This window comes from Nonomuraea sp. NPDC049624 (assembly GCF_040675255.1).
GTDB lineage: Bacteria > Actinomycetota > Actinomycetes > Streptosporangiales > Streptosporangiaceae > Nonomuraea.
Window position 1 is genome coordinate 849,349 of sequence record NZ_JBFAOR010000001.1, and the last position, 19,838, is coordinate 869,186.

Genomic DNA, 19,838 nt, shown 5'->3' on the forward strand with positions numbered 1-19,838 from the left:
CGTGAGCGAGCACGTCCCCTCGCAACGGCAGCTTGAGCGCGAGCGCGTCCGCCGATCACGGGCGCGCCGCTCGGCCTCGATCGCGACGGCCTCGACGATCGTGTTCATCGTCCTGGTCGCCGTCCTGGTCACGAACTCGCCCGGATGGCCCCGGGTACGGGAGGCGTTCTTCGCGCCCGAATGGTTCGTCGCCGCGCTGCCCAAGGTGCTGGAAGGGTTCCTGCTCAACATCAAGATGTTCCTGATCGCCGAGCCGCTGATCCTGATCGTCGGGCTGCTGGTGGCGCTGGCCAGGGGCATCACCGCGCCCGCGTTCTTCCCGATCAGGGCCCTGGCCACGCTCTACACCGACGTCTTCCGCGGCGTGCCGACGATCCTGGTCATCTACCTCATCGGGTTCGGGCTGCCCGCGCTGCGGTTGCAGGGCATCCCGACCGACCTGGCGACGCTGGGCGTGATCGCGCTGACGCTGTCGTACGGCGCGTACGTGGCCGAGGTGTTCCGCTCCGGCATCGAGTCGGTGCATCCGAGCCAGATCGCCGCCGCCCGCTCGCTGGGCCTGAGCCACGTCAAGGCCATGCGGTTCGTGGTGCTTCCGCAGGCCACCCGCCGGGTCGTGCCGCCGCTGCTCAACGACTTCGTCTCGCTGCAGAAGGACACCGCCCTGGTGGCCACGATCGGGCCGCTGGAGGCGCTCAGGCAGGCCCAGATCATCGCCACCAGCAAGTTCAACTACACCCCCTACCTGGTCGCCTCGCTGGTGTTCATCCTGCTCACGATCCCGATGGCCAGGTTCACCGACCACCTGGCCGCCCGTACGCGCAGGAGGCGTGGCGCATGAGCCTGCTGACCATCGAAGGGGTGTGGAAGAACTTCCACGGCCACAGCGTGCTGCGCGGGATCGACCTTGAGGTGCAGCCGCACGAGGTCGTCAGCCTGATCGGCGCGTCCGGGTCGGGCAAGTCCACCCTCCTGCGCTGCGTGAACCTGCTGGAGACCGTCGACGACGGCGCCATCCACCTCGACGGCCAGGAGATCACCGACCCCCGCGTGGACGTCGACGACGTGCGCAAGCGGCTCGGCATCGTCTTCCAGGCGTTCAACCTGTTCCCGCACATGAGCGTGCTCGACAACATCACGCTCGCGCCCCGGCGGGTGCTCAGGACGTCCAAGGAACAGGCCGAGGAGCAGGCGCACGAGCTGCTGGCCAGGTTCGGGCTCGCGGCCAAGTCCGGCGCTTACCCCGACCAGCTCTCGGGCGGGCAGCAGCAGCGGGTGGCGGTCATCCGGGCGCTGGCCATGCAGCCCAGGCTGATGCTGCTGGACGAGGTCACCTCGGCGCTCGACCCCGAGCTGGTGGTGGAGGTGCTGGGGATCGTCAGGGAGCTCAAGGAGTCGGGGATGACGATGATCCTCACGACCCACGAGATGAGCTTCTGCCGCGACATCTCCGACACCGTGTGCTTCCTCGACGGCGGGGTGCTGGTGGAGAAGGGCCCGCCGGAGAAGATCTTCGCCGCGCCGGAGCAGCCGCGCACCAGGGAGTTCCTGCGCAGCGTGCTCGAATCCGGACGCCTCTAGCGACGGTGGCGGCCCCGGCCGGGTTCGGCCGGGGCCGCCCGCGGGGTGGCCAGCAGGCTGTGGCGGCGGCCGTACAGAAGGTAGACCAGGAGGCCGAAGGCCATCCACAGGACGAACCACGCCCAGGTGAGCAGGCGCAGGTTGAGCATCAGCCACAGCGTGGCGACCAGCGACAGCGCGGGCAGCAGCGGCGAGAGCGGCACGCGGAAGCCGCGTTCCAGGTGCGGCATGCGCCGCCGCATCACGATCACCCCGGCCGCCACGAACAGGAACGCGAAGAGCGTCCCGATGACGACCAGTTCCTGCATGGTGAGCACCGGGACGAACTCGGCCAGCACGATCGCGATGAACCCGATCACCAGCGTCACCCGCGACGGGGTGTGGTACTTGCGGCTGACCGTGGCCAGGCCGCGCGGGATCAGCCCGTCGCGGGCCATCGAGAACAGCACCCGCGTCTGACCCACGATCAGCACCAGGATCACGGTCGTCAGCCCGAGCACCGCCCCCGCGTCGATGACGTGCACCATCCAGTCCACGCCCACGGCACGGAACGCGCTGGACAGCGGGGCGTCCCCACTGATCTTGGTGTACGACACCATGCCCACCATGACCAGCGCGACCGCCAGATAGATGACCGTGGCGATCACCAGGCTGCGGATCATGCCCTTGGGCACCGACTTCGGCGCGTTGACGCTCTCCTCGGCCGAGGTCGCGACGATGTCGAAGCCGATGTAGGCGAACGCGATCGCCGAGGCCGCGGCGAAGACGCCGAACCAGCCGAAGGCCATGCCGTGCCCGGCGAAGAGCTCGATGATGGTCTGCGGGCGGACGGGCAGGGCCTTGGGCTCGACGTAGAAGTCGCCGTAGTTGGCCACGTCGATGTGGGTCAGGCCCACGACGATGACCGCCCCGATGGCCAGCAGCTTGGCCGACACCATGATCCACAGCGCCCGGAGCCCCACCCGCGCGCCGACGGCCACGATGCCCGTGAGCAGCACCAGGATGACCAGGACGAGCACGTCGTCCACGCCCTGAGGCACCCGCACGCCGAAGTCGGCGACCGCCTTGACCGCGATGGACGCCCACGCCCTGGCCACCACCGCGGCGGCGAACTGCAGCTCCAGGATCAGCGCCCAGCCGATGATCCAGGCCCAGACCTCGCCGAAGATGACGTACGTGAAGGTGTAGGCGCTGCCCGAGGTCGGCATCGTGGACGACAGCTCGGCGTAGCACAGGCAGGCGAGCAGGCACGCGATACCGGCGATCATGAACGAGAGGATCACGCCGGGACCGGCCATGGTGTGGGCCTGCTCGCCGGCGATGCTGAAGATGCCGGCGCCGATGATGACGCCGAGCCCGAGAACGACGAGGTCGGCCGGGCGGTAGACCTCGGGCAGGCTGTGCCGGGCGCCGGTGCGTAACCCGGTCGCCTCTGACGGTGGCAGTCGTCGAAGAATCGTGGACACGGAACACCCCGCTCAGGGAACTCGCCCACTCTGTCTCACCACTTGGACAACGGCAAGCACAGGACGATTACGGTGACCCGGCGTCCGGGCGTGCGCAGGGGGGACGCGGCTGGTCGGATCGGCTACGCGCCGGTCACCAGCCAGGCCGTGCCGGCCGCGCGCCGCCCGAGGGTGATCAATCGGGCGATCATCCACACCCCGAGCGCGCACCAGAGCGCGACCACGCCGAACCCGGCGGCCAGGAACGCCGCCGGGAGGTACGCCAGCGTCGTCCACACCCCGGCCCAGGCCAGGTAGCGCTGGTCGCCCGCGCCGATCAGCACGCCGTCGAGCACGAACACCACGCCGCAGATCGGCTGGAACAGCGCGACCGGCCACAACACGGCCAGGAGCTCGCCGGTCACCGCCGGGTCGGCGCCGAACAGGCCGGGCAGCAGCGGCCTGGCCGCCACGACCACCACGCCGAGCGCCAGGCCCGACCACAGGCCCCACTGCATCATCCGCCTGGTCGCGGCCCTGGTGGCCACCGTGTCCCCGGCGCCGAGCGAGCGTCCGGTGATGGCCTGGCCGGCGATCGCGATCGCGTCCAGGGCGAAGGCCATCAGATTCCACACCTGGCCGGCGATGGCGTACGCGGCCAGTTCGGCCTGGCCCATCCTGGTGGCGACCACCGTGCCCACGATGAGCACGATCCGCAGGCACACCGTACGGATGAGCAGGGCGAAACCGGCCGTACCGGCCTGCCGGACGCCCGCCAGGTCGGGCATGAGCGGCGTGCCGAGCCGTCGCGCGCCCCTGACCACCACGACGAGGTAGACGGCCGCGCCCAGCGTCTGGGCCAGCGTGGTGCCCCAGGCAGAGCCGGCGATGCCCCACTGCAGCCCGAGCACGAACCAGGCGTTCAGCGCCGCGTTCAGCGCGAACGAGCCCACGGCCACCACCAGCGGCGTGACGGTGTCCTGGAGACCGCGCAGCACCCCGGTGCCGGCCAGCACGACCAGCATGCCGGGCGCGCCGAGCAGGCTGATCCGCAGGTACGTCACGGCCAGCGCGGCCTGGTCGGGACCGGCTCCGAAAAGGTCCACCATGGCCGGCGCGAGCGGCCAGCCCAGGGCGATGAGCACGACGCCGATGGACAGGGCGAGCCAGATGCCGTCCACGCCGTTGCGCATGGCCCGCGTGTGGTTGCCGGCGCCGCTCTGCCGCGCCACGGACGCCGTCGTGCCGTAGGCCAGGAAGACGCAGAGGTTCACCAGCGTCGCCAGGACGGCCCCCGCCACCCCCAGCGCGCCCACGGCCGTGGTGCCGAGGCCGTGGCCGACGATGGCGTAGTCGGCCAGCAGGAAGAGCGGCTCGGCGACCAGCGCGCCGAACGCCGGCAGCGCGAGCCGCAGAATCTCCCGGTCCCGGGGTGTAATGGGCATTTGTCTATTATGGCCATTACACGGCGTGTCGGGCCAACTTTCTTTCCTCCACAGTCGGTGGACACTGTTTGCCCAGGTCAGACGATGATCGGTGCATATCCGAAAGAGTTATCCCCAGGCTCGTCCACAGAGCTTTCACACCCTGAGCGCGATAGTGCACAGCTCACCCACAGCGTTGTCCACAGGCCGCGTTGCCCTCACGCGCCGAACGAGCGAAACTGTCACACCGGTCGGCTACAAGTGGGGGTGGTGCGACCGCCTGCAAGGTTGTTCGAGGGGGCGCGGTGAGCATTGACGAAGAGGGCGGCGGAGGCCCCGGTTTCGAGCGCACCCCGCCGCACAACATCGAGGCGGAGCAGTCGGTGCTCGGCGGCATGCTGCTGTCGAAGGACGCCATCGCCGACGTCGTCGAGATCCTGCGGTCCGACGACTTCTACCGGCCCGCCCACCAGATGGTCTACGACGTCATCACCGACCTCTACGGCCGCGGCGAGCCCGCCGACGCCGTCACCGTCTTCGACGAGCTGCAGAAACGCGGCGAGATGGCCCGGGTGGGCGGCGCCGCCTACCTCCACACGCTCACGGCGGTCGTCCCCACGGCCGCCAACGCCGGCTACTACGCCAAGATCGTGCGCGAGCAGGCGATCCTGCGCCGTCTCATCGAGGCCGGCACCCGCATCGTCTCCTTCGGCTACGGCGGCCAGAACGAGGAGGTCGACGACCTCGTCGACCGCGCCCAGGCGGAGATCTACAAGGTCACCGAGCGCCGCACGTCGGAAGACTACGCGCCGCTGGCCGACATCATGCCGGGCGCCCTCGACGAACTGGAGGCCATCGGCAGCCGCGGCGGCCAGATGGTCGGCGTCCCGACCGGCTTCCAGGACCTCGACCAGCTCACCAACGGCCTCCACCCGGGCCAGATGATCGTCGTGGCCGCCCGCCCGGCCATCGGCAAAAGCACCCTTGGTCTAGATTTCGCACGATCTGCGGCGATCAAGCATGGAATGACCACTGTCATCTTCTCGCTGGAGATGTCCCGCAACGAGATCACCATGCGTCTGCTGTCCGCCGAGGCCAGGGTCGCCCTGCACGCGATGCGCTCGGGCATGATGGGCGACGACGACTGGACCCGCCTCGCGCGCAGGATGAGCGAGGTGGCCGAGGCGCCGTTGTTCATCGACGACTCGCCCAACATGTCGATGATGGAGATCCGGGCCAAGTGCCGGCGGCTCAAACAGCGCAACGACCTGCGGTTCGTGGTCATCGACTACCTCCAGCTCATGAGCTCGCCGAAGAAGACCGAGAGCCGCCAGAACGAGGTCTCGGAGATCTCCCGTGCCATCAAGCTGCTGGCCAAGGAGCTGGAGGTGCCGGTCATCGCCATCTCCCAGCTCAACCGAGGCCCCGAGCAGCGCACGGACAAGCGCCCGGCGGTCAGCGACCTTCGCGAATCGGGCTGCCTGACCGCCGCCACCCGCATCATGCGCGCCGACACCGGCGCCGAGGTGTCGATCGGCGAACTGCTGGAGAGCGGCGCGCGGGACATCCCGGTGTGGTCGCTCGACGAACGGCTGCGGCTCGTGCCGCGCACGATGACCCACGCCTTCCCGAGCGGGGTCAAGGAGGTCTTCCGCCTGCGCCTGCGCTCGGGGCGTGAGATCGAGGCCACCGCGAACCACCCCTTCCTGACCTACGACGGCTGGCGGCCGCTGGGTGAGCTGACCACCGGGTCCCGGCTGGCGGTTCCACGTCACGTTCCGGCCCCGCAGGGCCTCCAGGAGTGGTCGGAGGCGGAGATCGTGCTGCTCGCGCACATGATCGGCGACGGCTCCTTCGTCAAGCGCCAGCCGATCCGCTACGCGAGCACGGACGAGGCCTGCCTGACGGCGGTCACGCGGGCGGCCGAGCACTTCGGGATCAGTGCCGTCCGCGACGAGTACGCTGCCGCACGGGTCACCACCTTGAGGTTGCCGGCTCCCCACCGGCTGACGCACGGCAGGCGCAACCCCGTCGCCGCCTGGCTGGACGGCTTGGGGCTCTTCGGGTTGCGGAGCCATGAGAAGTTCGTCCCTGATGGGGTCTTCTCCCTGCCCAAGAAGCAGATCGCGCTGTTCCTGCGGCACCTGTGGGCCACCGATGGCTGTGTGTGGTGGGACGCGAAGAGCGGTCAGTCGAGGATCTACTACGCCTCGACGAGCCGCAGGCTGGTGGACGACGTGGCTCGGCTGCTCCTCCGGTTCAACGTGATGACCCGCGTGAAGGAGGTGCGGAAGGACGGTCACAGGCCCGGATACCAGTTGGCCGTCTACGGTGCCGAGAACCAGCTGCGGTTCCTGGACGAGGTGGGCGTGCACGGCGAGCGGTCGGCGCAGGCGGACGCGTCCGCGGGCCGGCTGCGGGAGATCAAGGGCAACACCAACCTGGACACGGTTCCCCGCGAGATCTGGGACCGCGTGCGCGGCGTGCTGTCGGAGCGCGGAATGACTCACCGGGAGTTCTCCGCCCGGCTCGGTACCCAGTTCTGCGGCAGCACGTTGCGGAAGCACGCGCCGAGCCGGGAACGTCTGGGCAAGGTGGCTTCGATCCTCGACGACGCCGACATGGAGATGCTGGCGACGAACGACGTGTTCTGGGACGAGGTCGCATCCATCGAGAGCCTGGGCGATCAGCCGGTGTTCGACGCCACGGTCCTCGGCACCCACAACTTCGTCGCCAACGGCATCGCGGTGCACAACAGCATCGAGCAGGACGCCGACATGGTCATCCTGTTGCATCGTGAGGACGCCTACGAGCGGGAGTCCCCCCGGGCCGGTGAGGCCGACCTGATCGTGGCCAAGCACCGTAACGGCCCCACCGCCACGGTGACCGTGGCCTTCCAGGGGCACTACAGCCGTTTCGTGGACATGGCCCAGCACTGACCCCGAAGAACCGCGAAAGCCGGGTCAAGGTGTGACAAAGCAGACAGCGCGGAAGGGATGGCGATCGATCACCGGGGCGCTTTACCCGATGACTGAAGCAAAGGGGAGAACGCCATGACCATCCTGATCGCCTACGACGGCTCGGCCGACTCGCGCAGCGCCATCGAGTTCGCCGCCAAGCACCTGGCCGCCCAGCCGGCCGTCGTCGTCACCGTGTGGGAGCCGCTGCTCGTGCAGGTCAGGAAGCACCCGCTGGCGGCGGGGGCGATCTCCCCCGAGACCGAGACCGAGGGGCAGGCCCAGGCCGAGTACTACGCCAAGGAGGGCGCCGAGCTGGCCACCGCCGCCGGGCTGCCCGAGGTGAGCCACCGCGCGGTCGCCGACAACGAGTCGATCTGGAAGACGATCGTCGACGTGGCCGACGAGCTGGACGCCTCGCTCATCGTGACCGGTTCGCGTGGCCTGGCGGGGGTCAGGTCGGTGCTGCTCGGCAGCGTGTCCAACCATGTGCTGCACCACGCCCGCCGGCCGACGCTCATCGTTCCGCCGGCTGCGCAGCCGAAGGCGTGACGCAGCAGACCTTGGGCGGGGACAGCCGGGTGTCCATACGACGGGCGCCCGGTCCCTCCTCGCCGAGCCGGTCGCGGGGGTTGGCCACCGGGCACCGGTCGAGTGACAGGCAGCCGCAGCCGATGCAGTCGGTCAGGTCGTCGCGCAGCCGCTGAAGTTGTTCGATGCGGTCGTCGAGCTCGCCGCGCCAGGCGGCCGACAGCCTGGCCCAGTCCTCCCGGGTGGGGGTGCGCCCGTCGGGCAGCTCGGAGAGCGCGTCCTTGATGGTCGCGAGGGGGATGCCGAGGCGTTGCGAGAGCCGGATGAAGGCGACCCTGCGCAGCGTGTCGCGGTGGTAGCGGCGCTGGTTGCCCGCTGTGCGGCGGCTGGCGATGAGCCCCTTGGTCTCGTAGAAGTGCAGCGCGGAGACGGCCACGCCGCTGCGCTCGGCGAGCTGTCCGACCGTCAGTTCTCTGCTGTTCCAGGCGACCATACCTGAAGCTTACTTGAGGGTTCGTTCGAAGAACGTCTCCAGCACGACGACGGTCTGGGTGCCGGTCACGCCGTCCACCTCGAAGATCTGGCGCAGGACGTCCTGGAGCTCTTTGGTGCTGGACGTGCGCACCTTGAGCAGCAGCGACGCGGGCCCGGCGATGACGTGGGCCTCCTCGACGGCGGGGATGCGCGCCAGCAGGCCGGCGCTGTCGCCCATCCAGCTCGCGCCGTCGACCAGCACGTAGGCGGTCACCGTGCGGCCGAGGGCGGCCTGGTCCACCTCGATCGTGGTGCGCCTGATCACGCCGCGCTCGCGCAGCTTGCGCACGCGTTCGTGCGCGGCCCCGCTGGACAGCCCCACCGCCTTGCCGAGCGCGGCGTACGACTGCGTCGCGTCCTCCAGCAGCAGGCCGATCAGTGTCCTGTCGATGTCATCCACAACAGAATGCTATCTGGCGAAATGTAGTGATGGTCGAATGGCGTATGGTGGCCGCCATGGACACGATCCCCACCGAGTTCGAAGTTCTGGACGAGCGCTTCGCCACGATCGGCGGCGACGACCGGATCGAACGCCTCCACACGGGCACCCGTTGGGCCGAGGGCCCGGTCTACTTCCCGGCCGGCCGCTTCCTGGTCTGGAGCGACATCCCCAACGAGCGCATGCTGCGCTGGGACGAGATGACCGGCGCCGTCGGCCCGTTCCGGCAGCCGTCCGGCTACACCAACGGCAACACCCTCGACCGCGAGGGCCGGTTGATCTCGTGCGAGCAGGGCAACCGCCGCGTCACCCGCACCGAGCCCGACGGCTCGATCACCGTCATCGCCGACCGCTGGCAGGGCAAGCGCCTCAACAGCCCCAACGACGCGGTCGTGCGCTCCGACGGCTCCGTCTGGTTCACCGACCCCCCGTACGGCATCACCAGCAACTACGAGGGCGTCGTGGCCGAGCAGGAGATCGACGGCTGCCACGTCTACCGCGCCGACCCGGTGACCGGCGAGGTGCGCGTGGTGGCCGACGACTTCGTCCGCCCCAACGGCCTGGCCTTCTCCCTCGACGAGAAGCTGCTGTACGTCGCCGACACCAGGGCCAGGCACCTGCGCGTCTTCGAGGTGCGCGAGGACGGCACGCTGTCGGGCGGCCGGATCTTCGCCGAGGGCACCCAGGCCGACAACTTCGACGGCATGCGCCTCGACGACACCGGCCGCGTCTGGGCCGCGGCGGGCAAGGCGCTGCTCTGCTACGACCCCGACGGCACCCTGATCGGCCGGCTCAGGCTGCCGGAGTTCACCGCGAACCTGGTGTTCGGCGGGCTGAAGAGGAATCGGCTGTTCATCGCCTCCTCCTCTTCGCTCTACTCCCTGATGACCAACGTCACCGGCGCCCGCCCGGTCTGGGCCCGCCGCTGACGTCCCTACTCCCACCGGAACAGCCGCACGGCCAGGCCCCCGAACACCGCCAGCCCCGCGGCCATCACCACCAGGTGCAGGAGCTGGGGGCTCTGCCCCGCCCAGGTGTCCTTGAGCGCCTGGGCGAACGGCCCGGCCACGGAGAAGTCGCTGACCTTGCGCAGGGCGTCCGGCATCATCTCGCGCGGCAGCCACATGCCGCCGACGAACATGAGCGGGAACATCACCGCCGAGCCGATCCCCGAGGCCGCCTTCCCGTTGGGCGCCAGCGCCGCGATCACCAGGCCGATGGCCATCAGCGCGGCGGTGCCGAGCAGGAAGACCAGCACGAACCCGAGCCACTGCCTGGGCGCCGACGTCCCGAACGCCGCCATCCCGGCCACGATCAGCACGACCGTGGACACGGCCCCGACGGTCAGGTTGATCAGGAGCTGGACGGTCAGCAGCCGTCCGGGATGCACCGGCGTGGTGGACATGCGCCTGAGCACGCCCTGCTCCCGGTAGCCGGCCAGCACGGTGGGCAGCACGCTGCAGGCCAGCGTCAGCAGCGCGAGCAGGGTCATCATGGCCGGCATGTGGGCGTCCACCGACCGCAGTCCGGAGGCGTCGGGCTTGGTCATGTCCGGCACGCTGAGCCCCAGCACCAGCAGCAGGCCGACCGGCAACCCGATGGTGAAGATCATGAACGGCCAGTCGCGCAGGTGCAGCTTGGCCTCCACGAGCAGGATCTTCGTCATGACAACTTCCTTCCGGTGAGCGCGAGGAACGCGTCGTCCAGGGTCGCCTGCTCGATGCGCAGGTCGGCGGGGATGATCTGGTGCTGTGCCAGGGCCAGCGTGACCACGTGGGCGAGGTTGCCGGTGCCGGACACCGAGACCTGCCCGCCGTGCCGGACGACCTCGCGCACCTCGGGCAGCGCCAGCAGCACGGCGTCGTCCAGCGGGCCGGAGGGGCGGAACCGTACGTGCTGCTCGGCCTCCACCTGGGCGATCAGCCCCGCGGGCGTGTCGGTGGCCACCACCTTGCCCGCGTCGATGAGCGCGAGCCGGTCGCAGAGCCGCTCGGCCTCCTCCATGAAGTGGGTGACCAGCACGATCGTCACGCCCGAGTCGCGTACCTGCTCGACCAGCTCCCAGGTGTCCCGGCGGGCCTGCGGGTCGAGGCCGGTGGTCAGCTCGTCGAGCACCGCCACCCGGGGCCGGCCCACCAGCGCCAGCGCGACCGACAGCCGCTGCCGCTGGCCGCCGGACAGGCTCTTGAAGGCGGCGTCCCGCTTGTGCGCCAGGCCGACGTGTTCGAGCAGTTCCCGCCAGTCGGCCGGGTCGGGGTAGAAGGAGGCGTACAGGTCCAGGGCCTCCCACACCTTGATCTTCTCCGGCAGCGCGGCGCTCTGCAGCTGCATGCCGAGCACCTGGCGCAGCTCGTCGCGGTCGCGCCGCGGGTCGAGGCCGGCCACGCGGACGGTGCCGCCGTCCGCCTGGCGCATGCCCGCCACGCACTCCACGGTCGTGGTCTTGCCGGCGCCGTTGGGGCCCAGGATGCCGAAGATCTCGCCCTCGGCGACCTCGAAAGACACGTCGTCCACCGCGAGGTGGTTCGGATACTGCTTGCGCAGGTTCCTCACTTCGATCACCTTCATGGCATCGACGCTAGGAGCTGCGGGTTTTCCGGGGAATCTCGGTAGATGCCGAGCAAGGGTGTATCTAGGTGCAATGTCCCCGGCGGGGATGTTGGCGCAGACTAGGGGCATGCTGCAACGGTTCGGGCAGGTCGCGGTCTTGTTCGCGCTGCTGCTGGTCGAGGTGGCGCTGATCCCCTTGGCCGGCGCCATGATCACGCTGTCGTTCGCGCTGGGGATGGTCTTCTTCTTCCCGTGGCAGGCCAGGCTGGTCAGGCGGACGGCCGAGCGCCACCGCCACCTGCTGCGCGCCTGGACCGGCGTCGAGATCGAGGCGCCCTACCTGCCCGAGCCGCCGCCGCCGGTCCCCATGGCCGACGGCCTCTACCGCGTCGACCGCACGCTGTACAAGTCGCCGCGCATGCCGGCCTGGAACGACCGGTTCAAGTGGCTGCTCACCGACCCGGCGACCTGGCGCGACACGCTCTGGCTGACGCTCGACCCGATCGTCAAGATCGGCCTGCTGCCGCTGTTCGTCCTGCTCCCGGCGCGCGGCCTGCGTTTGTACGCCCTCACCGTCCGGCTCCTGCTCGGCGCCACCTCCGCCAGTCGGCTGGCCGTCCAGATCACCCATCTCCGGCAGGTGCGCAACCTGGCCGCCGACTCCCAGGCCGCCGAGATGCGCAGGATCGAACGCGACCTGCACGACGGCACCCAGGCCCGGCTGGTGGCCATCGGCATGACGCTGGGCGCGGTCGAGCAGCTCATCGACGACAACCCGGCCGCCGCCAAGGCCCTGCTGGCCAAGACCAGGGACGCCTCCGCCGAGACCCTGACCGAGCTGCGTACCGTCATCCGCGGCATCCACCCGCCGGTGCTGGCCGAACGCGGCCTCGCCGACGCCGTGCGCGCCCTGGCCATGGACAGCCCGCTGCGCGTCAAGGTGGACGTCGAGCTGCCCCACCGCCTGGAACCCCCGGTGGAGGCGGCGGCCTACTTCGCGATCAGCGAACTGCTCGCCAACGCCGCCCGGCACAGCGGCGCCGAGTCGGTGGCCATCGACATCAGCGTCAACGGCGCGGCCCTGCGCGTCACCGTCAGCGACGACGGCATGGGCGGCGCCGACCCGGCCAAGGGCAGCGGGCTGACCGGCATCGAACGCCGCCTGGCCGCCTTCGACGGCGTGCTGGCCCTGCACAGCCCGCCGGGCGGCCCCACCACCGTCACCCTGGACGTCCCGCACGTCCTTCCCGACCAGGCCGAGCAGGCGAAACTGCCGCCCAGGAAGGCCGCCACGATCGCCGTCCTGTACGCCACGGCCTGGTGCCCGCTGTTCCCCCAGGGCCTCGTCACGGCCATCTTCAAGACGTTCCACATCGACGAGCGCAGCTGGTTCCTCGCCCTGTACCTGCCCGAGCCCCTGCAGTGGCCGGTGATCGTGGCCAACATCGCCCTCGGCACGCTCATGTACATTGCGGCCATGCGCATCCGGCTCGTCCACAACAGAAGCCTCGTACTCGGCCGCGTCGGCGGTCTGGGGCCCTGCTGATGCAGCGGGTGCTCGTCGCCGAAGACCTCTACCTGCTCAGAGACGGCCTGGTCCACCTGCTGCAGGCGCACGGGTTCACGGTCGTCGCCGCCGTCGAGAGCGGGCCGGAGCTGCTGAAGGGCCTGCTGGAGCTGCGTCCAGACGTCTCGGTCGTCGACGTACGGCTGCCGCCCACGTTCACCGACGAGGGCCTTCAGGCCGCGCTGGCCGCCCGCGCGCAGATCCCGGGGCTGCCCGTCCTGGTGCTGTCGCAGCATGTCGAGCAGCTCTACGCCCGCGAGCTGCTGGCCGACGGCTCGGGCGGCATCGGCTACCTGCTGAAGGACCGGGTGTTCAACGCCGAGCAGTTCGTCGACGCCGTGCGCAGGGTGGCCGAAGGCGGCACCGCGATGGACCCCGAGGTGATCGCCAAGCTGCTGGCCAGCAACGCCAGGAACGAGCCGCTGGCCGCGCTCACGCCCCGCGAGCGAGAGGTGCTGGAGGCCATGGCGGAGGGCCGCTCCAACGCCGCGATCTCCCAGCGGCTCTTCCTCAGCGAGAGCGCCGTCGCCAAGCACACGGCCGGCATCTTCGCCAAGCTCGGCCTGGCCCCCTCCGACGACGACAACCGCCGCGTCCTCGCCGTGCTCGCCTACCTGAACAGCCGCGCCTGATCCCACCAGGCTCATGGTGCACAGGGCGCTCAGCCGTGCCCGGACGCAGCCGGAGTTGTCGGTGGGAGCGGCTATTTTCATAGAGGCACGGCGCGACGAAAGGGTGGATCCTCGTGAAGATCCGGGTTAACCGCGATGTACTGGCAGATGCGGTGGCATGGGCCGCCAGAGTCCTGCCCAGCCGCCCGGTGGTGCCCGTACTCTCCGGGTTGTTGCTGGAGGCGGGCGAGGAGCTGAGCCTGTCCGCCTTCGACTACGACGTCTCCGCGCGCGCCCTGGTCGACGCCGACGTGGTCGAGTCCGGGAGCGTGCTCATCCCCGGCCGCCTGCTCGCCGAGATCAGCCGCAGCCTGCCCGCCGAAGACGTCGAGATCGTCACCGAAGGCGCCGAGGCCGTGCTGACCTGCGGAAGCGCTGAGTTCGGGCTGATCACGATGCCGGTCGAAGACTTCCCGGCCCTGCCCACGATGCCCCCGAGCATCGGCGCGATCGGCGGCGGCGTGTTCGCCTCCGCGGTGAGCCAGGTCGCGCCCGCCGCCAGCCGCGACGACACGCTGCCGATGCTCACCGGCATCCGGGTCGACATCGAGGGCGAGTCCGTGGCGATGGCCTCCACCGACCGCTACCGCATCGCCGCCCGCGACTTCGCCTGGCGTCCGGCCGCTCCCGACGTCGCCGTCTCGGCCATGGTGCCGGCGAAGGTGCTGGTGGAGGTGGCCAAGTCGCTGCGCGGCGGCGAGGTGTCGGTCGCGATGGGCGACGGCGTGGCCGGGTTCGAGAGCGTCGGCCGCAGCACCACCGTGCGCCTGCTCGACGAGCAGTTCATCGACTACCGGGCCAGGCTGACCTCCGACTGGTCGATCAGGGCCGACGTCGCGGTGACCCCGTTCGTCAACGCGATCAAGCGGGTGGCCCTGGTGGCCGAGCGCAACACCGCGATCCGGCTGTCGTTCTCGCAGGGCCAGGTGCTGATCCAGGCGGGCGGCGGCGACATCGGGCGCGGCACCGAGGTGGTCCCGTGCGAGCTGCGCGGCGACGACATCCAGATCGCCTTCCAGTCGCAGTTCCTGCTCGACGGCCTGACCGGCATCGAGAGCGAGCTGGCCAGGCTCAACATGGAGTCGCCGACCAGGCCCGCCCTCATCCAGGACGTGCCGGGCGACGCCCAGCCCGCCTTCCGCTACCTGGTCATGTCGCTGCGCCTGACCTGAGGTCGCCTGACCCGAGCCGTCACTCCGCCGCGTCCGTCTGCCGCTCGGCGACCAGCTTGAAGACCCTCTTGAACTCCGCGTACGCCTGCTCGCCCACGGCCCGTGCGTGCGCGGCCTCCATCTCGGCGATGATCGCGTCCGACTTCGCCATGTGGTCCAGCGCCTTGTCCGTCGGCACGATCAGCTTGGCCCGCCGGTCGGCGGGGTCGGGCTGCCGCTCCACGTAGCCGAGCGCGACCAGCTCGTCCACCAGCGTGCCGATCACCTGCTTGTGCTGCCCCGACTGCGCGGCCAGGTCGGTCGCCCTGCTGCCCTCCTCGTCCAGGTAGGCCAGCACGGCGCCGTGCCGCGGCCGCAGCCCCGGATGCCCCTGCTCGGCCAGCTTGGCGAACAGGTCGCGCTGCAGGGCGAAGAGCGTGCGCCCCGCCAGGACGCCGAGGTCTGGTTCGTCCTGCTTGCGATGACTCCTGCGCACGGGTGGCCCTCCCAATTAGTCACTGATTTTGACTGTCACTGATTCTTACTATATTGTCGTGCCATGACCACGACAGTGGAACTCACCAGATTCAGAGTGTCCCCGGAACGCGCCGGCCAGTTGCTGGCGGCCCGTCCGGGCATGCTCGCCGACTTCGCGGCCGACCGCGCCGGCTTCCTCGGCGCCCGGCTGGTCCGCCTGTCGGACGACGAATGGCTGGACATCGTCGACTGGCGCTCGGGCGACGACTTCGCCGCCTCCCGTGCCAAGGGCGCGAACCTGCCCGGCATCCAGAAGTTCTTCGACCTGATCGACGAGTTGATCTCCGCAGAAGAGGGGACATTGCGATGACCATCCTGATCACCGGTGCCACCGGCACCGTCTCCGGGGCCGTGCTGAAGTCGCTGGGCGACCTGAGCGACGTGCGCGTCCTGGTGCGCGACGCGGCCAGGGCCCCCGAGGGCATCGAGGTGGCCGTCGGCGACCTCGACCAGCCCGCCACGCTCGACGCCGCCTTCGAAGGGATCGAGACCCTGTGGCTGCTGACCGCCATGGGCCCCCAGGCGCCCCATGCGAGCATGAACGCCCTGTGGGCGGCCCGGAAGGCCGGGGTGCGGCACGTCGTGCGCCTGTCGGCCATTGGAGCCGCCCACGACGCCCCCACGCGCAACGGCCGCCTGCACGCCCTGTCCGACGTCGAGCTGGCCGCCTCGGGCCTCGACTGGACCGTCATCCGCCCGGCCTTCTTCATGCAGAACCTGCTCGGCTCGGTCGCCGGCGACACCCTCTACGGCGGCACGGGCGACGGCCGGATCGGGCTGGTCGACGTCCGCGACATCGGCGACTTCGCCGCCGCGGTGCTGCGCGACCCGGCGCCGCACAAGGGCCGCATCTACACGCTCACGGGCCCGGCCAGCATCTCGCTGGGGGAGGCGGCCGGCGCCCTGACCGACGTCTACGGCACGCCGATCGCCTACCAGCCGGTCGCCCCCGACGACGCCTACCGCTCGATGCTCGACGCCGGCATGCGCGAATGGGACGCGGCCGTCACCAGGGAATACCTCACGGCGTACGCCGCGAACTGGGGCGACCTCACGACGACGGCCTTCACCGACGTGACCGGGCGCCCTGGCCGCAGCTTCGCCGAGTTCGCCAAGGACCATGCGGCCGAGCTGCGCCCCGCCGCATGAGGGCCGGTCAGGAGTCGGTGAGGGCGATGAGGATGTGCTCCATGCACGCGTGCCCGGCCCGCTCGGCCGCGGTGGCGTCGCCGGCGGCGATGGCGCGGGCGATGGCGTCGTGCGGGATGTAGCTCTTGTTGAACGACGTGCCCGCGGCCGTGATGCTGGCCCGCAGAGCCGCCGAGAAGTCCTCGTAGAGGTCGATGAGCACGAGGTTGTGGGTGGCGTGCGCGACCGCCATGTGGAAGGCGAGGTCGGCCTCGACGAAGAAGTCGGGGTCGTCCAGCTCCCAGGCGCGGTCGCGTTCGGCCAGCGCGGCCTCGATGCGGCGGATGTCCTCGTCGGTGCGGCGGGTCGCGGCCAGCCGGGCGGACTCCACCTCCAGCGCGCGCCGCACCTCAAGGATCTCCAGCTGCTCGGCCTGGCGCAGCCGGCGCAGCATCGCCCCCGACAGCTCACTGGTCGCCCGGACGTAAGTGCCGTCCCCCTGACGGCACTCCAGCAGCCCGGCGTGCGTCAACGCGCGCACGGCCTCGCGAACGGTGTTGCGTCCCACTCCGAGTTGCTCGGCGAGCACGGTCTCGGTGGGGATCTTGCCGTTCATCTGCCACGACCCTGAGGTGATCTGCTCCTTGAGCTGATCGATCACCTGGTCGACGAGCGAAGCCCGCTGCGCCGTACGCAGACTCACAGTCCGCCTCCTCCGGGGAAACCAATCATCCTATGAGTCAATGACTGGTCGACCCTAATTATTCCAGACTCAAAAGTCCAAATCTGGAGCTCCCGGAGGTTCAGTGCGCGACCGTGGCCTCGACCGTCACCCCTGCCAACGCGGAGCGAACTCCGGCAGCTTCAAGGGCTTTACGATATGCGGCGGTCTGCTGTGCCCTCGCCCCGACCCTGCCGTAGAGGTCACCCAGCTCGCGCCAGCAGCGGGCGGCCGGCCTGTCGGACCCGAACACCGGACGGTCGAGCGAGTCGAGCAGCTCGTGCGCGGTACGGAGCTGCGTCATGGCACTGCCGTCGAGGTCGAGCGCGACGGTGGCGAGCACGAGGTTCGCCTCGGCCGGCGTGGTGCCCGAGCCGTCGTGGGCCAGCCCCAGCGCCGTGGTGGCCAGCTCGGCGGCGCCCGCCTGGTCGCCCGCCCGAAGCCGCACCCGAGCATGCGCGACCAGGCTCTCGCCGTGCTCGCGGACGCTGCCGGGGGAGGACGCGAAGGCCCGCGACGCGGCGGCGGCCAGCCGCTCGGCCTCGTCGAGCGGCGCGGTGACCAGCCTCGACCAGTGCATCGCCGCCCGCGCGAGCTGCAGCGCGAGCCGGGACTGACGACCGGCCATGATGGCGTCGTCGGCCAGGCGCACGGCCAGCGCGGAGTCCTCACCGGCGGCGGCGGCGGAGCTCGCCTGCCACAGGGCGTGGATCTCCTCGGAACGGTCCATAACTTCAGGAACGCCGCTGTTGTCCAGCACCCGCTTGACGTACTCGAGCTCGGGGGAGTCGCCCTGACGCTCGCTGCGCGCCTCGACCAGAGCGGTGGCCAGGTCGACCGCGATCTCGCCCTGCGAGATGGACAGCCGCTCGGCCTGCTCCAGCGCGGACGCGGCCAGGTCGCGGGCCCGCAGCCGGTCGCCGGCCCGCTGGTAGCAGCGGCTCAGCGCGATCGTGAGCGGCAGGTCGGCCAACCGCTCGGGATGCGCGGCGGCCTCCCTGCGCAGCCGTTCGAACGCCTCTACGGCCTGGCCGAGACGCCCCTGCGCCTCCAGCGCACGGGCCCGGCCGAAGCGGGCGTGCGCGGTGAGCATGGCGTTCTCCTCGTCGGCCGCCTTCACGATCTCCGTGAAGCGGTCGGCCGCCACCGCGGGGTCGCCGTGCTGCAACTCCAGCTCGGCATGGCGAAGACCCAGCTCGGTGTCGATGCGCTGCCGCGGCTCGATGCCGTGCAGGAGGAACTCGGTGGTGCACCCCAGCCGCTCGGCGAGGAGGCGGGCCACGACAGGAGTCGGCGTGCGCTTGCCCGACTCGATGAGCGAGACATAACTGTCAGACAGGTCGGGTCCGGCCAACTGGGCCTGGGACATCCGCCTGTTCAGCCGCAGTCCACGGACGCGGTCACCGATGGTTCCCTGACTCGGCATCTCATCTCTCAAGGCGGGGAAGGGTCAACAACACGCAATGATTGCATGAAGTAGCCGAATCTGGTATCCCCGCGTGAAGAATTTGCCACGCGGAGTTTAATCGTCGCTGTCGTCCTTGCTGGGGAAAAGCATCTGGCAGACCTCCAGGTAGAGGGTCTCCGGATACGGAATGTACTCGACCGTTGACAGAGCCTGGTCCTGACCAGCGGACTCAAGGATGAACTCGCCGTAACCGAGCATGCGCCCCAGGAGAGATCGCTGGAAGCTCATGTCGGTGACTTTGCCGAGCGGCATCATCGCGACCTTGCGCGTGATCAGCCCGGTGGTGAGCAACATCCGCTTGGACGTCACCACAAAGTAATCGACCGACCACTCGGCGACTTTCCACACGAAGCGCACGAGCAGCAGCAGCCACAGCCACCACACCACGACGAGCGCCGTGCCGCCGGACTCCCCGCCACCGAAGAACTTGCTGAGGAGCCCGGCGATGACCAGGCCGCCGAAGACCTCGGCGACCGGGCGCAGCAGCACGGCGGGATGACGCCGCACCATGATGACCTGTTGTTCGTTGGGGAGGAGGTAGCGGTTGACCGACGACGGAGCAGAGTCCCCGTGGGTCACCAGTCTCATGCGAGGTTGTTCACAAATTGGGCCAGAGAGTCGGCCGCGTTGAACACCGTGTCGAACGCCCCCTTCACCGCGTCTGCGGCATCAGCTGGTCGTGCGAACAGGTAGTACGCCACAAATGCGATACCACCGTATGTGAGGACTTTTTTGACCTGCACTGTCGCCTCCGTGCCACTAACCCACTCCACCCGCCGTATACATTACCCACCCGGTAGCCGGGGTAAAGGTAACTTGGCGGGTTAGTTTCGATCTTGGATTGGCTCTTGCTCAGCCACGTTCGCTGGCGACCAGCGCCAGGACGTGAAGGTGCTTCCGGGCGATGCGCTCCACAAGGCTCGGATGCGCATAGCCGGTGACCTCCAGCGCGCCGTAGTGCGCTGCTTCCACACAGCGCGTTACGGTGGTGGAGGAATGCACGCCGGCGAACTCGTCGCGCAGCGCGGCCTCGACCTCCGCGTACGGGGTCGGGTCGGCCTCGGTGTGCTCGCTCATGCGCCCTCCTGTGCTGGTCGCATGAGACGGGGCGCTGCTGTTGCCGGTCGGTCGCTC

At 69.8% G+C, this 19,838-nt stretch carries 21 protein-coding genes; 10 read left to right on the plus strand and 11 right to left on the minus strand.

The features are described from left to right. Position 1: 1 nt before the first annotated feature. Both AB0J76_RS04560 and AB0J76_RS04565 read left to right on the plus strand, forming a co-directional pair. Positions 2 to 841, plus strand: coding sequence for an amino acid ABC transporter permease (locus AB0J76_RS04560; protein WP_352322938.1), 840 nt, complete (start codon positions 2 to 4; stop codon positions 839 to 841). Further along, positions 838 to 1,581: an amino acid ABC transporter ATP-binding protein gene (locus AB0J76_RS04565; protein WP_352322937.1), complete on the plus strand. Its 744-nt coding sequence runs from the start codon at positions 838 to 840 to the stop codon at positions 1,579 to 1,581. The genes AB0J76_RS04560 and AB0J76_RS04565 overlap by 4 nt, the downstream gene beginning before the upstream one ends. Here the strand turns inward: AB0J76_RS04565 and AB0J76_RS04570 are convergent. Continuing rightward, positions 1,578 to 3,047 (minus strand): amino acid permease, encoded by a 1,470-nt coding sequence (locus tag AB0J76_RS04570; protein ID WP_364388757.1) that lies wholly within the window; start codon positions 3,045 to 3,047, stop codon positions 1,578 to 1,580. The genes AB0J76_RS04565 and AB0J76_RS04570 overlap by 4 nt on opposite strands. Before the next feature lie 122 nt (positions 3,048 to 3,169). Beyond that, complete coding sequence (locus tag AB0J76_RS04575) at positions 3,170 to 4,471, minus strand: MATE family efflux transporter (RefSeq protein ID WP_352318477.1); 1,302 nt, start codon at positions 4,469 to 4,471, stop codon at positions 3,170 to 3,172. 284 nt (positions 4,472 to 4,755) lie between these two features. Here AB0J76_RS04575 and AB0J76_RS04580 point away from each other — a divergent pair, with 284 nt between their 5' ends. Both AB0J76_RS04580 and AB0J76_RS04585 read left to right on the plus strand, forming a co-directional pair. Next, positions 4,756 to 7,389 carry a replicative DNA helicase gene (locus AB0J76_RS04580; RefSeq protein ID WP_352318475.1) on the plus strand — a complete coding sequence of 878 codons (2,634 nt, stop codon included), beginning with the start codon at positions 4,756 to 4,758 and terminating at the stop codon, positions 7,387 to 7,389. Positions 7,390 to 7,503: 114 nt separating this feature from the next. After that, positions 7,504 to 7,959 (plus strand): universal stress protein, encoded by a 456-nt coding sequence (locus AB0J76_RS04585; protein ID WP_352318473.1) that lies wholly within the window; start codon positions 7,504 to 7,506, stop codon positions 7,957 to 7,959. On the opposite strand, the gene soxR is transcribed toward AB0J76_RS04585, so the two are convergent. Continuing rightward, positions 7,925 to 8,431, minus strand: coding sequence for a redox-sensitive transcriptional activator SoxR (gene soxR / locus AB0J76_RS04590; protein ID WP_352318471.1), 507 nt, complete (start codon positions 8,429 to 8,431; stop codon positions 7,925 to 7,927). The two genes, AB0J76_RS04585 and soxR, sit on opposite strands and share 35 nt — an antisense overlap. A 9-nt stretch (positions 8,432 to 8,440) precedes the next feature. Beyond that, on the minus strand, positions 8,441 to 8,872 hold the full coding sequence (locus tag AB0J76_RS04595; RefSeq protein WP_352318469.1) for an Lrp/AsnC family transcriptional regulator: 432 nt from the start codon (positions 8,870 to 8,872) through the stop codon (positions 8,441 to 8,443). Positions 8,873 to 8,928: 56 nt separating this feature from the next. On the opposite strand from AB0J76_RS04595, the gene AB0J76_RS04600 reads away from it, so the two are divergent. Further along, positions 8,929 to 9,840, plus strand: a complete 912-nt coding sequence (locus tag AB0J76_RS04600) for an SMP-30/gluconolactonase/LRE family protein (RefSeq protein WP_352318467.1) — start codon at positions 8,929 to 8,931, stop codon at positions 9,838 to 9,840. 5 nt (positions 9,841 to 9,845) lie between these two features. On the opposite strand, the gene AB0J76_RS04605 is transcribed toward AB0J76_RS04600, so the two are convergent. Further along, on the minus strand, positions 9,846 to 10,577 hold the full coding sequence (locus AB0J76_RS04605; RefSeq protein WP_352318465.1) for an ABC transporter permease: 732 nt from the start codon (positions 10,575 to 10,577) through the stop codon (positions 9,846 to 9,848). Then, entirely contained in the window at positions 10,574 to 11,479 is a 906-nt protein-coding gene (locus AB0J76_RS04610) for an ABC transporter ATP-binding protein (protein ID WP_352318463.1), read from the minus strand. Before AB0J76_RS04610 ends, AB0J76_RS04605 begins: the two co-directional genes overlap by 4 nt. A gap of 109 nt (positions 11,480 to 11,588) precedes the next feature. Here AB0J76_RS04610 and AB0J76_RS04615 point away from each other — a divergent pair, with 109 nt between their 5' ends. From AB0J76_RS04615 to dnaN, 3 genes are all read left to right on the plus strand, one after another. Beyond that, positions 11,589 to 13,007 carry a histidine kinase gene (locus AB0J76_RS04615; RefSeq protein WP_352318461.1) on the plus strand — a complete coding sequence of 473 codons (1,419 nt, stop codon included), beginning with the start codon at positions 11,589 to 11,591 and terminating at the stop codon, positions 13,005 to 13,007. Then, positions 13,007 to 13,660, plus strand: coding sequence for a response regulator transcription factor (locus AB0J76_RS04620; RefSeq protein WP_352318460.1), 654 nt, complete (start codon positions 13,007 to 13,009; stop codon positions 13,658 to 13,660). The genes AB0J76_RS04615 and AB0J76_RS04620 overlap by 1 nt, the downstream gene beginning before the upstream one ends. A 113-nt stretch (positions 13,661 to 13,773) precedes the next feature. Then, the gene (dnaN, locus tag AB0J76_RS04625; protein ID WP_352318458.1) at positions 13,774 to 14,871 is read left to right on the plus strand and encodes a DNA polymerase III subunit beta; all 1,098 of its coding nucleotides are present in this window, start codon (positions 13,774 to 13,776) and stop codon (positions 14,869 to 14,871) included. A gap of 19 nt (positions 14,872 to 14,890) precedes the next feature. On the opposite strand, the gene AB0J76_RS04630 is transcribed toward dnaN, so the two are convergent. After that, positions 14,891 to 15,346: a helix-turn-helix domain-containing protein gene (locus AB0J76_RS04630; RefSeq protein WP_352318456.1), complete on the minus strand. Its 456-nt coding sequence runs from the start codon at positions 15,344 to 15,346 to the stop codon at positions 14,891 to 14,893. A 63-nt stretch (positions 15,347 to 15,409) separates the two neighbouring features. Here AB0J76_RS04630 and AB0J76_RS04635 point away from each other — a divergent pair, with 63 nt between their 5' ends. Together AB0J76_RS04635 and AB0J76_RS04640 are read left to right on the plus strand one after the other, a co-directional pair. Further along, positions 15,410 to 15,697, plus strand: coding sequence for an antibiotic biosynthesis monooxygenase (locus AB0J76_RS04635; protein WP_352318454.1), 288 nt, complete (start codon positions 15,410 to 15,412; stop codon positions 15,695 to 15,697). Further along, positions 15,694 to 16,536 carry an SDR family oxidoreductase gene (locus tag AB0J76_RS04640; RefSeq protein ID WP_352318452.1) on the plus strand — a complete coding sequence of 281 codons (843 nt, stop codon included), beginning with the start codon at positions 15,694 to 15,696 and terminating at the stop codon, positions 16,534 to 16,536. The genes AB0J76_RS04635 and AB0J76_RS04640 overlap by 4 nt, the downstream gene beginning before the upstream one ends. A gap of 7 nt (positions 16,537 to 16,543) precedes the next feature. Here the strand turns inward: AB0J76_RS04640 and AB0J76_RS04645 are convergent, their stop codons facing one another. The 4 genes from AB0J76_RS04645 to AB0J76_RS04660 all read right to left on the minus strand — a co-directional run bounded on the left by AB0J76_RS04645 (position 16,544) and on the right by AB0J76_RS04660 (position 19,781). Beyond that, the gene (locus AB0J76_RS04645) at positions 16,544 to 17,218 is read right to left on the minus strand and encodes a FadR/GntR family transcriptional regulator (RefSeq protein WP_352318450.1); all 675 of its coding nucleotides are present in this window, start codon (positions 17,216 to 17,218) and stop codon (positions 16,544 to 16,546) included. Between the two features lie 100 nt (positions 17,219 to 17,318). Further along, complete coding sequence (locus tag AB0J76_RS04650) at positions 17,319 to 18,662, minus strand: helix-turn-helix transcriptional regulator (protein ID WP_352318448.1); 1,344 nt, start codon at positions 18,660 to 18,662, stop codon at positions 17,319 to 17,321. 96 nt (positions 18,663 to 18,758) lie between these two features. Continuing rightward, positions 18,759 to 19,292, minus strand: a complete 534-nt coding sequence (locus AB0J76_RS04655; protein WP_352318446.1) for a PH domain-containing protein — start codon at positions 19,290 to 19,292, stop codon at positions 18,759 to 18,761. Between the two features lie 264 nt (positions 19,293 to 19,556). Further along, positions 19,557 to 19,781 carry a hypothetical protein gene (locus AB0J76_RS04660; RefSeq protein WP_352318442.1) on the minus strand — a complete coding sequence of 75 codons (225 nt, stop codon included), beginning with the start codon at positions 19,779 to 19,781 and terminating at the stop codon, positions 19,557 to 19,559. Positions 19,782 to 19,838: the final 57 nt, after the last annotated feature.

Excerpts from the sequence above, each read along its gene's own strand:
- AB0J76_RS04605 (WP_352318465.1), bottom strand. The coding sequence starts at position 10,577 with ATGACGAAGATCCTGCTCGTGGAGGCCAAGCTGCACCTGCGCGACTGG.
- soxR (WP_352318471.1), bottom strand. The coding sequence starts at position 8,431 with ATGGTCGCCTGGAACAGCAGAGAACTGACGGTCGGACAGCTCGCCGAG.
- AB0J76_RS04650 (WP_352318448.1), bottom strand. The coding sequence starts at position 18,662 with ATGCCGAGTCAGGGAACCATCGGTGACCGCGTCCGTGGACTGCGGCTG.
- AB0J76_RS04655 (WP_352318446.1), bottom strand. The coding sequence starts at position 19,292 with ATGAGACTGGTGACCCACGGGGACTCTGCTCCGTCGTCGGTCAACCGC.
- AB0J76_RS04620 (WP_352318460.1), top strand. The coding sequence starts at position 13,007 with ATGCAGCGGGTGCTCGTCGCCGAAGACCTCTACCTGCTCAGAGACGGC.
- AB0J76_RS04615 (WP_352318461.1), top strand. The coding sequence starts at position 11,589 with ATGCTGCAACGGTTCGGGCAGGTCGCGGTCTTGTTCGCGCTGCTGCTG.
- AB0J76_RS04575 (WP_352318477.1), bottom strand. The coding sequence starts at position 4,471 with ATGCCCATTACACCCCGGGACCGGGAGATTCTGCGGCTCGCGCTGCCG.
- AB0J76_RS04565 (WP_352322937.1), top strand. The coding sequence starts at position 838 with ATGAGCCTGCTGACCATCGAAGGGGTGTGGAAGAACTTCCACGGCCAC.
- AB0J76_RS04600 (WP_352318467.1), top strand. The coding sequence starts at position 8,929 with ATGGACACGATCCCCACCGAGTTCGAAGTTCTGGACGAGCGCTTCGCC.
- AB0J76_RS04660 (WP_352318442.1), bottom strand. The coding sequence starts at position 19,781 with ATGAGCGAGCACACCGAGGCCGACCCGACCCCGTACGCGGAGGTCGAG.
- AB0J76_RS04610 (WP_352318463.1), bottom strand. The coding sequence starts at position 11,479 with ATGAAGGTGATCGAAGTGAGGAACCTGCGCAAGCAGTATCCGAACCAC.
- AB0J76_RS04635 (WP_352318454.1), top strand. The coding sequence starts at position 15,410 with ATGACCACGACAGTGGAACTCACCAGATTCAGAGTGTCCCCGGAACGC.
- AB0J76_RS04585 (WP_352318473.1), top strand. The coding sequence starts at position 7,504 with ATGACCATCCTGATCGCCTACGACGGCTCGGCCGACTCGCGCAGCGCC.
- AB0J76_RS04640 (WP_352318452.1), top strand. The coding sequence starts at position 15,694 with ATGACCATCCTGATCACCGGTGCCACCGGCACCGTCTCCGGGGCCGTG.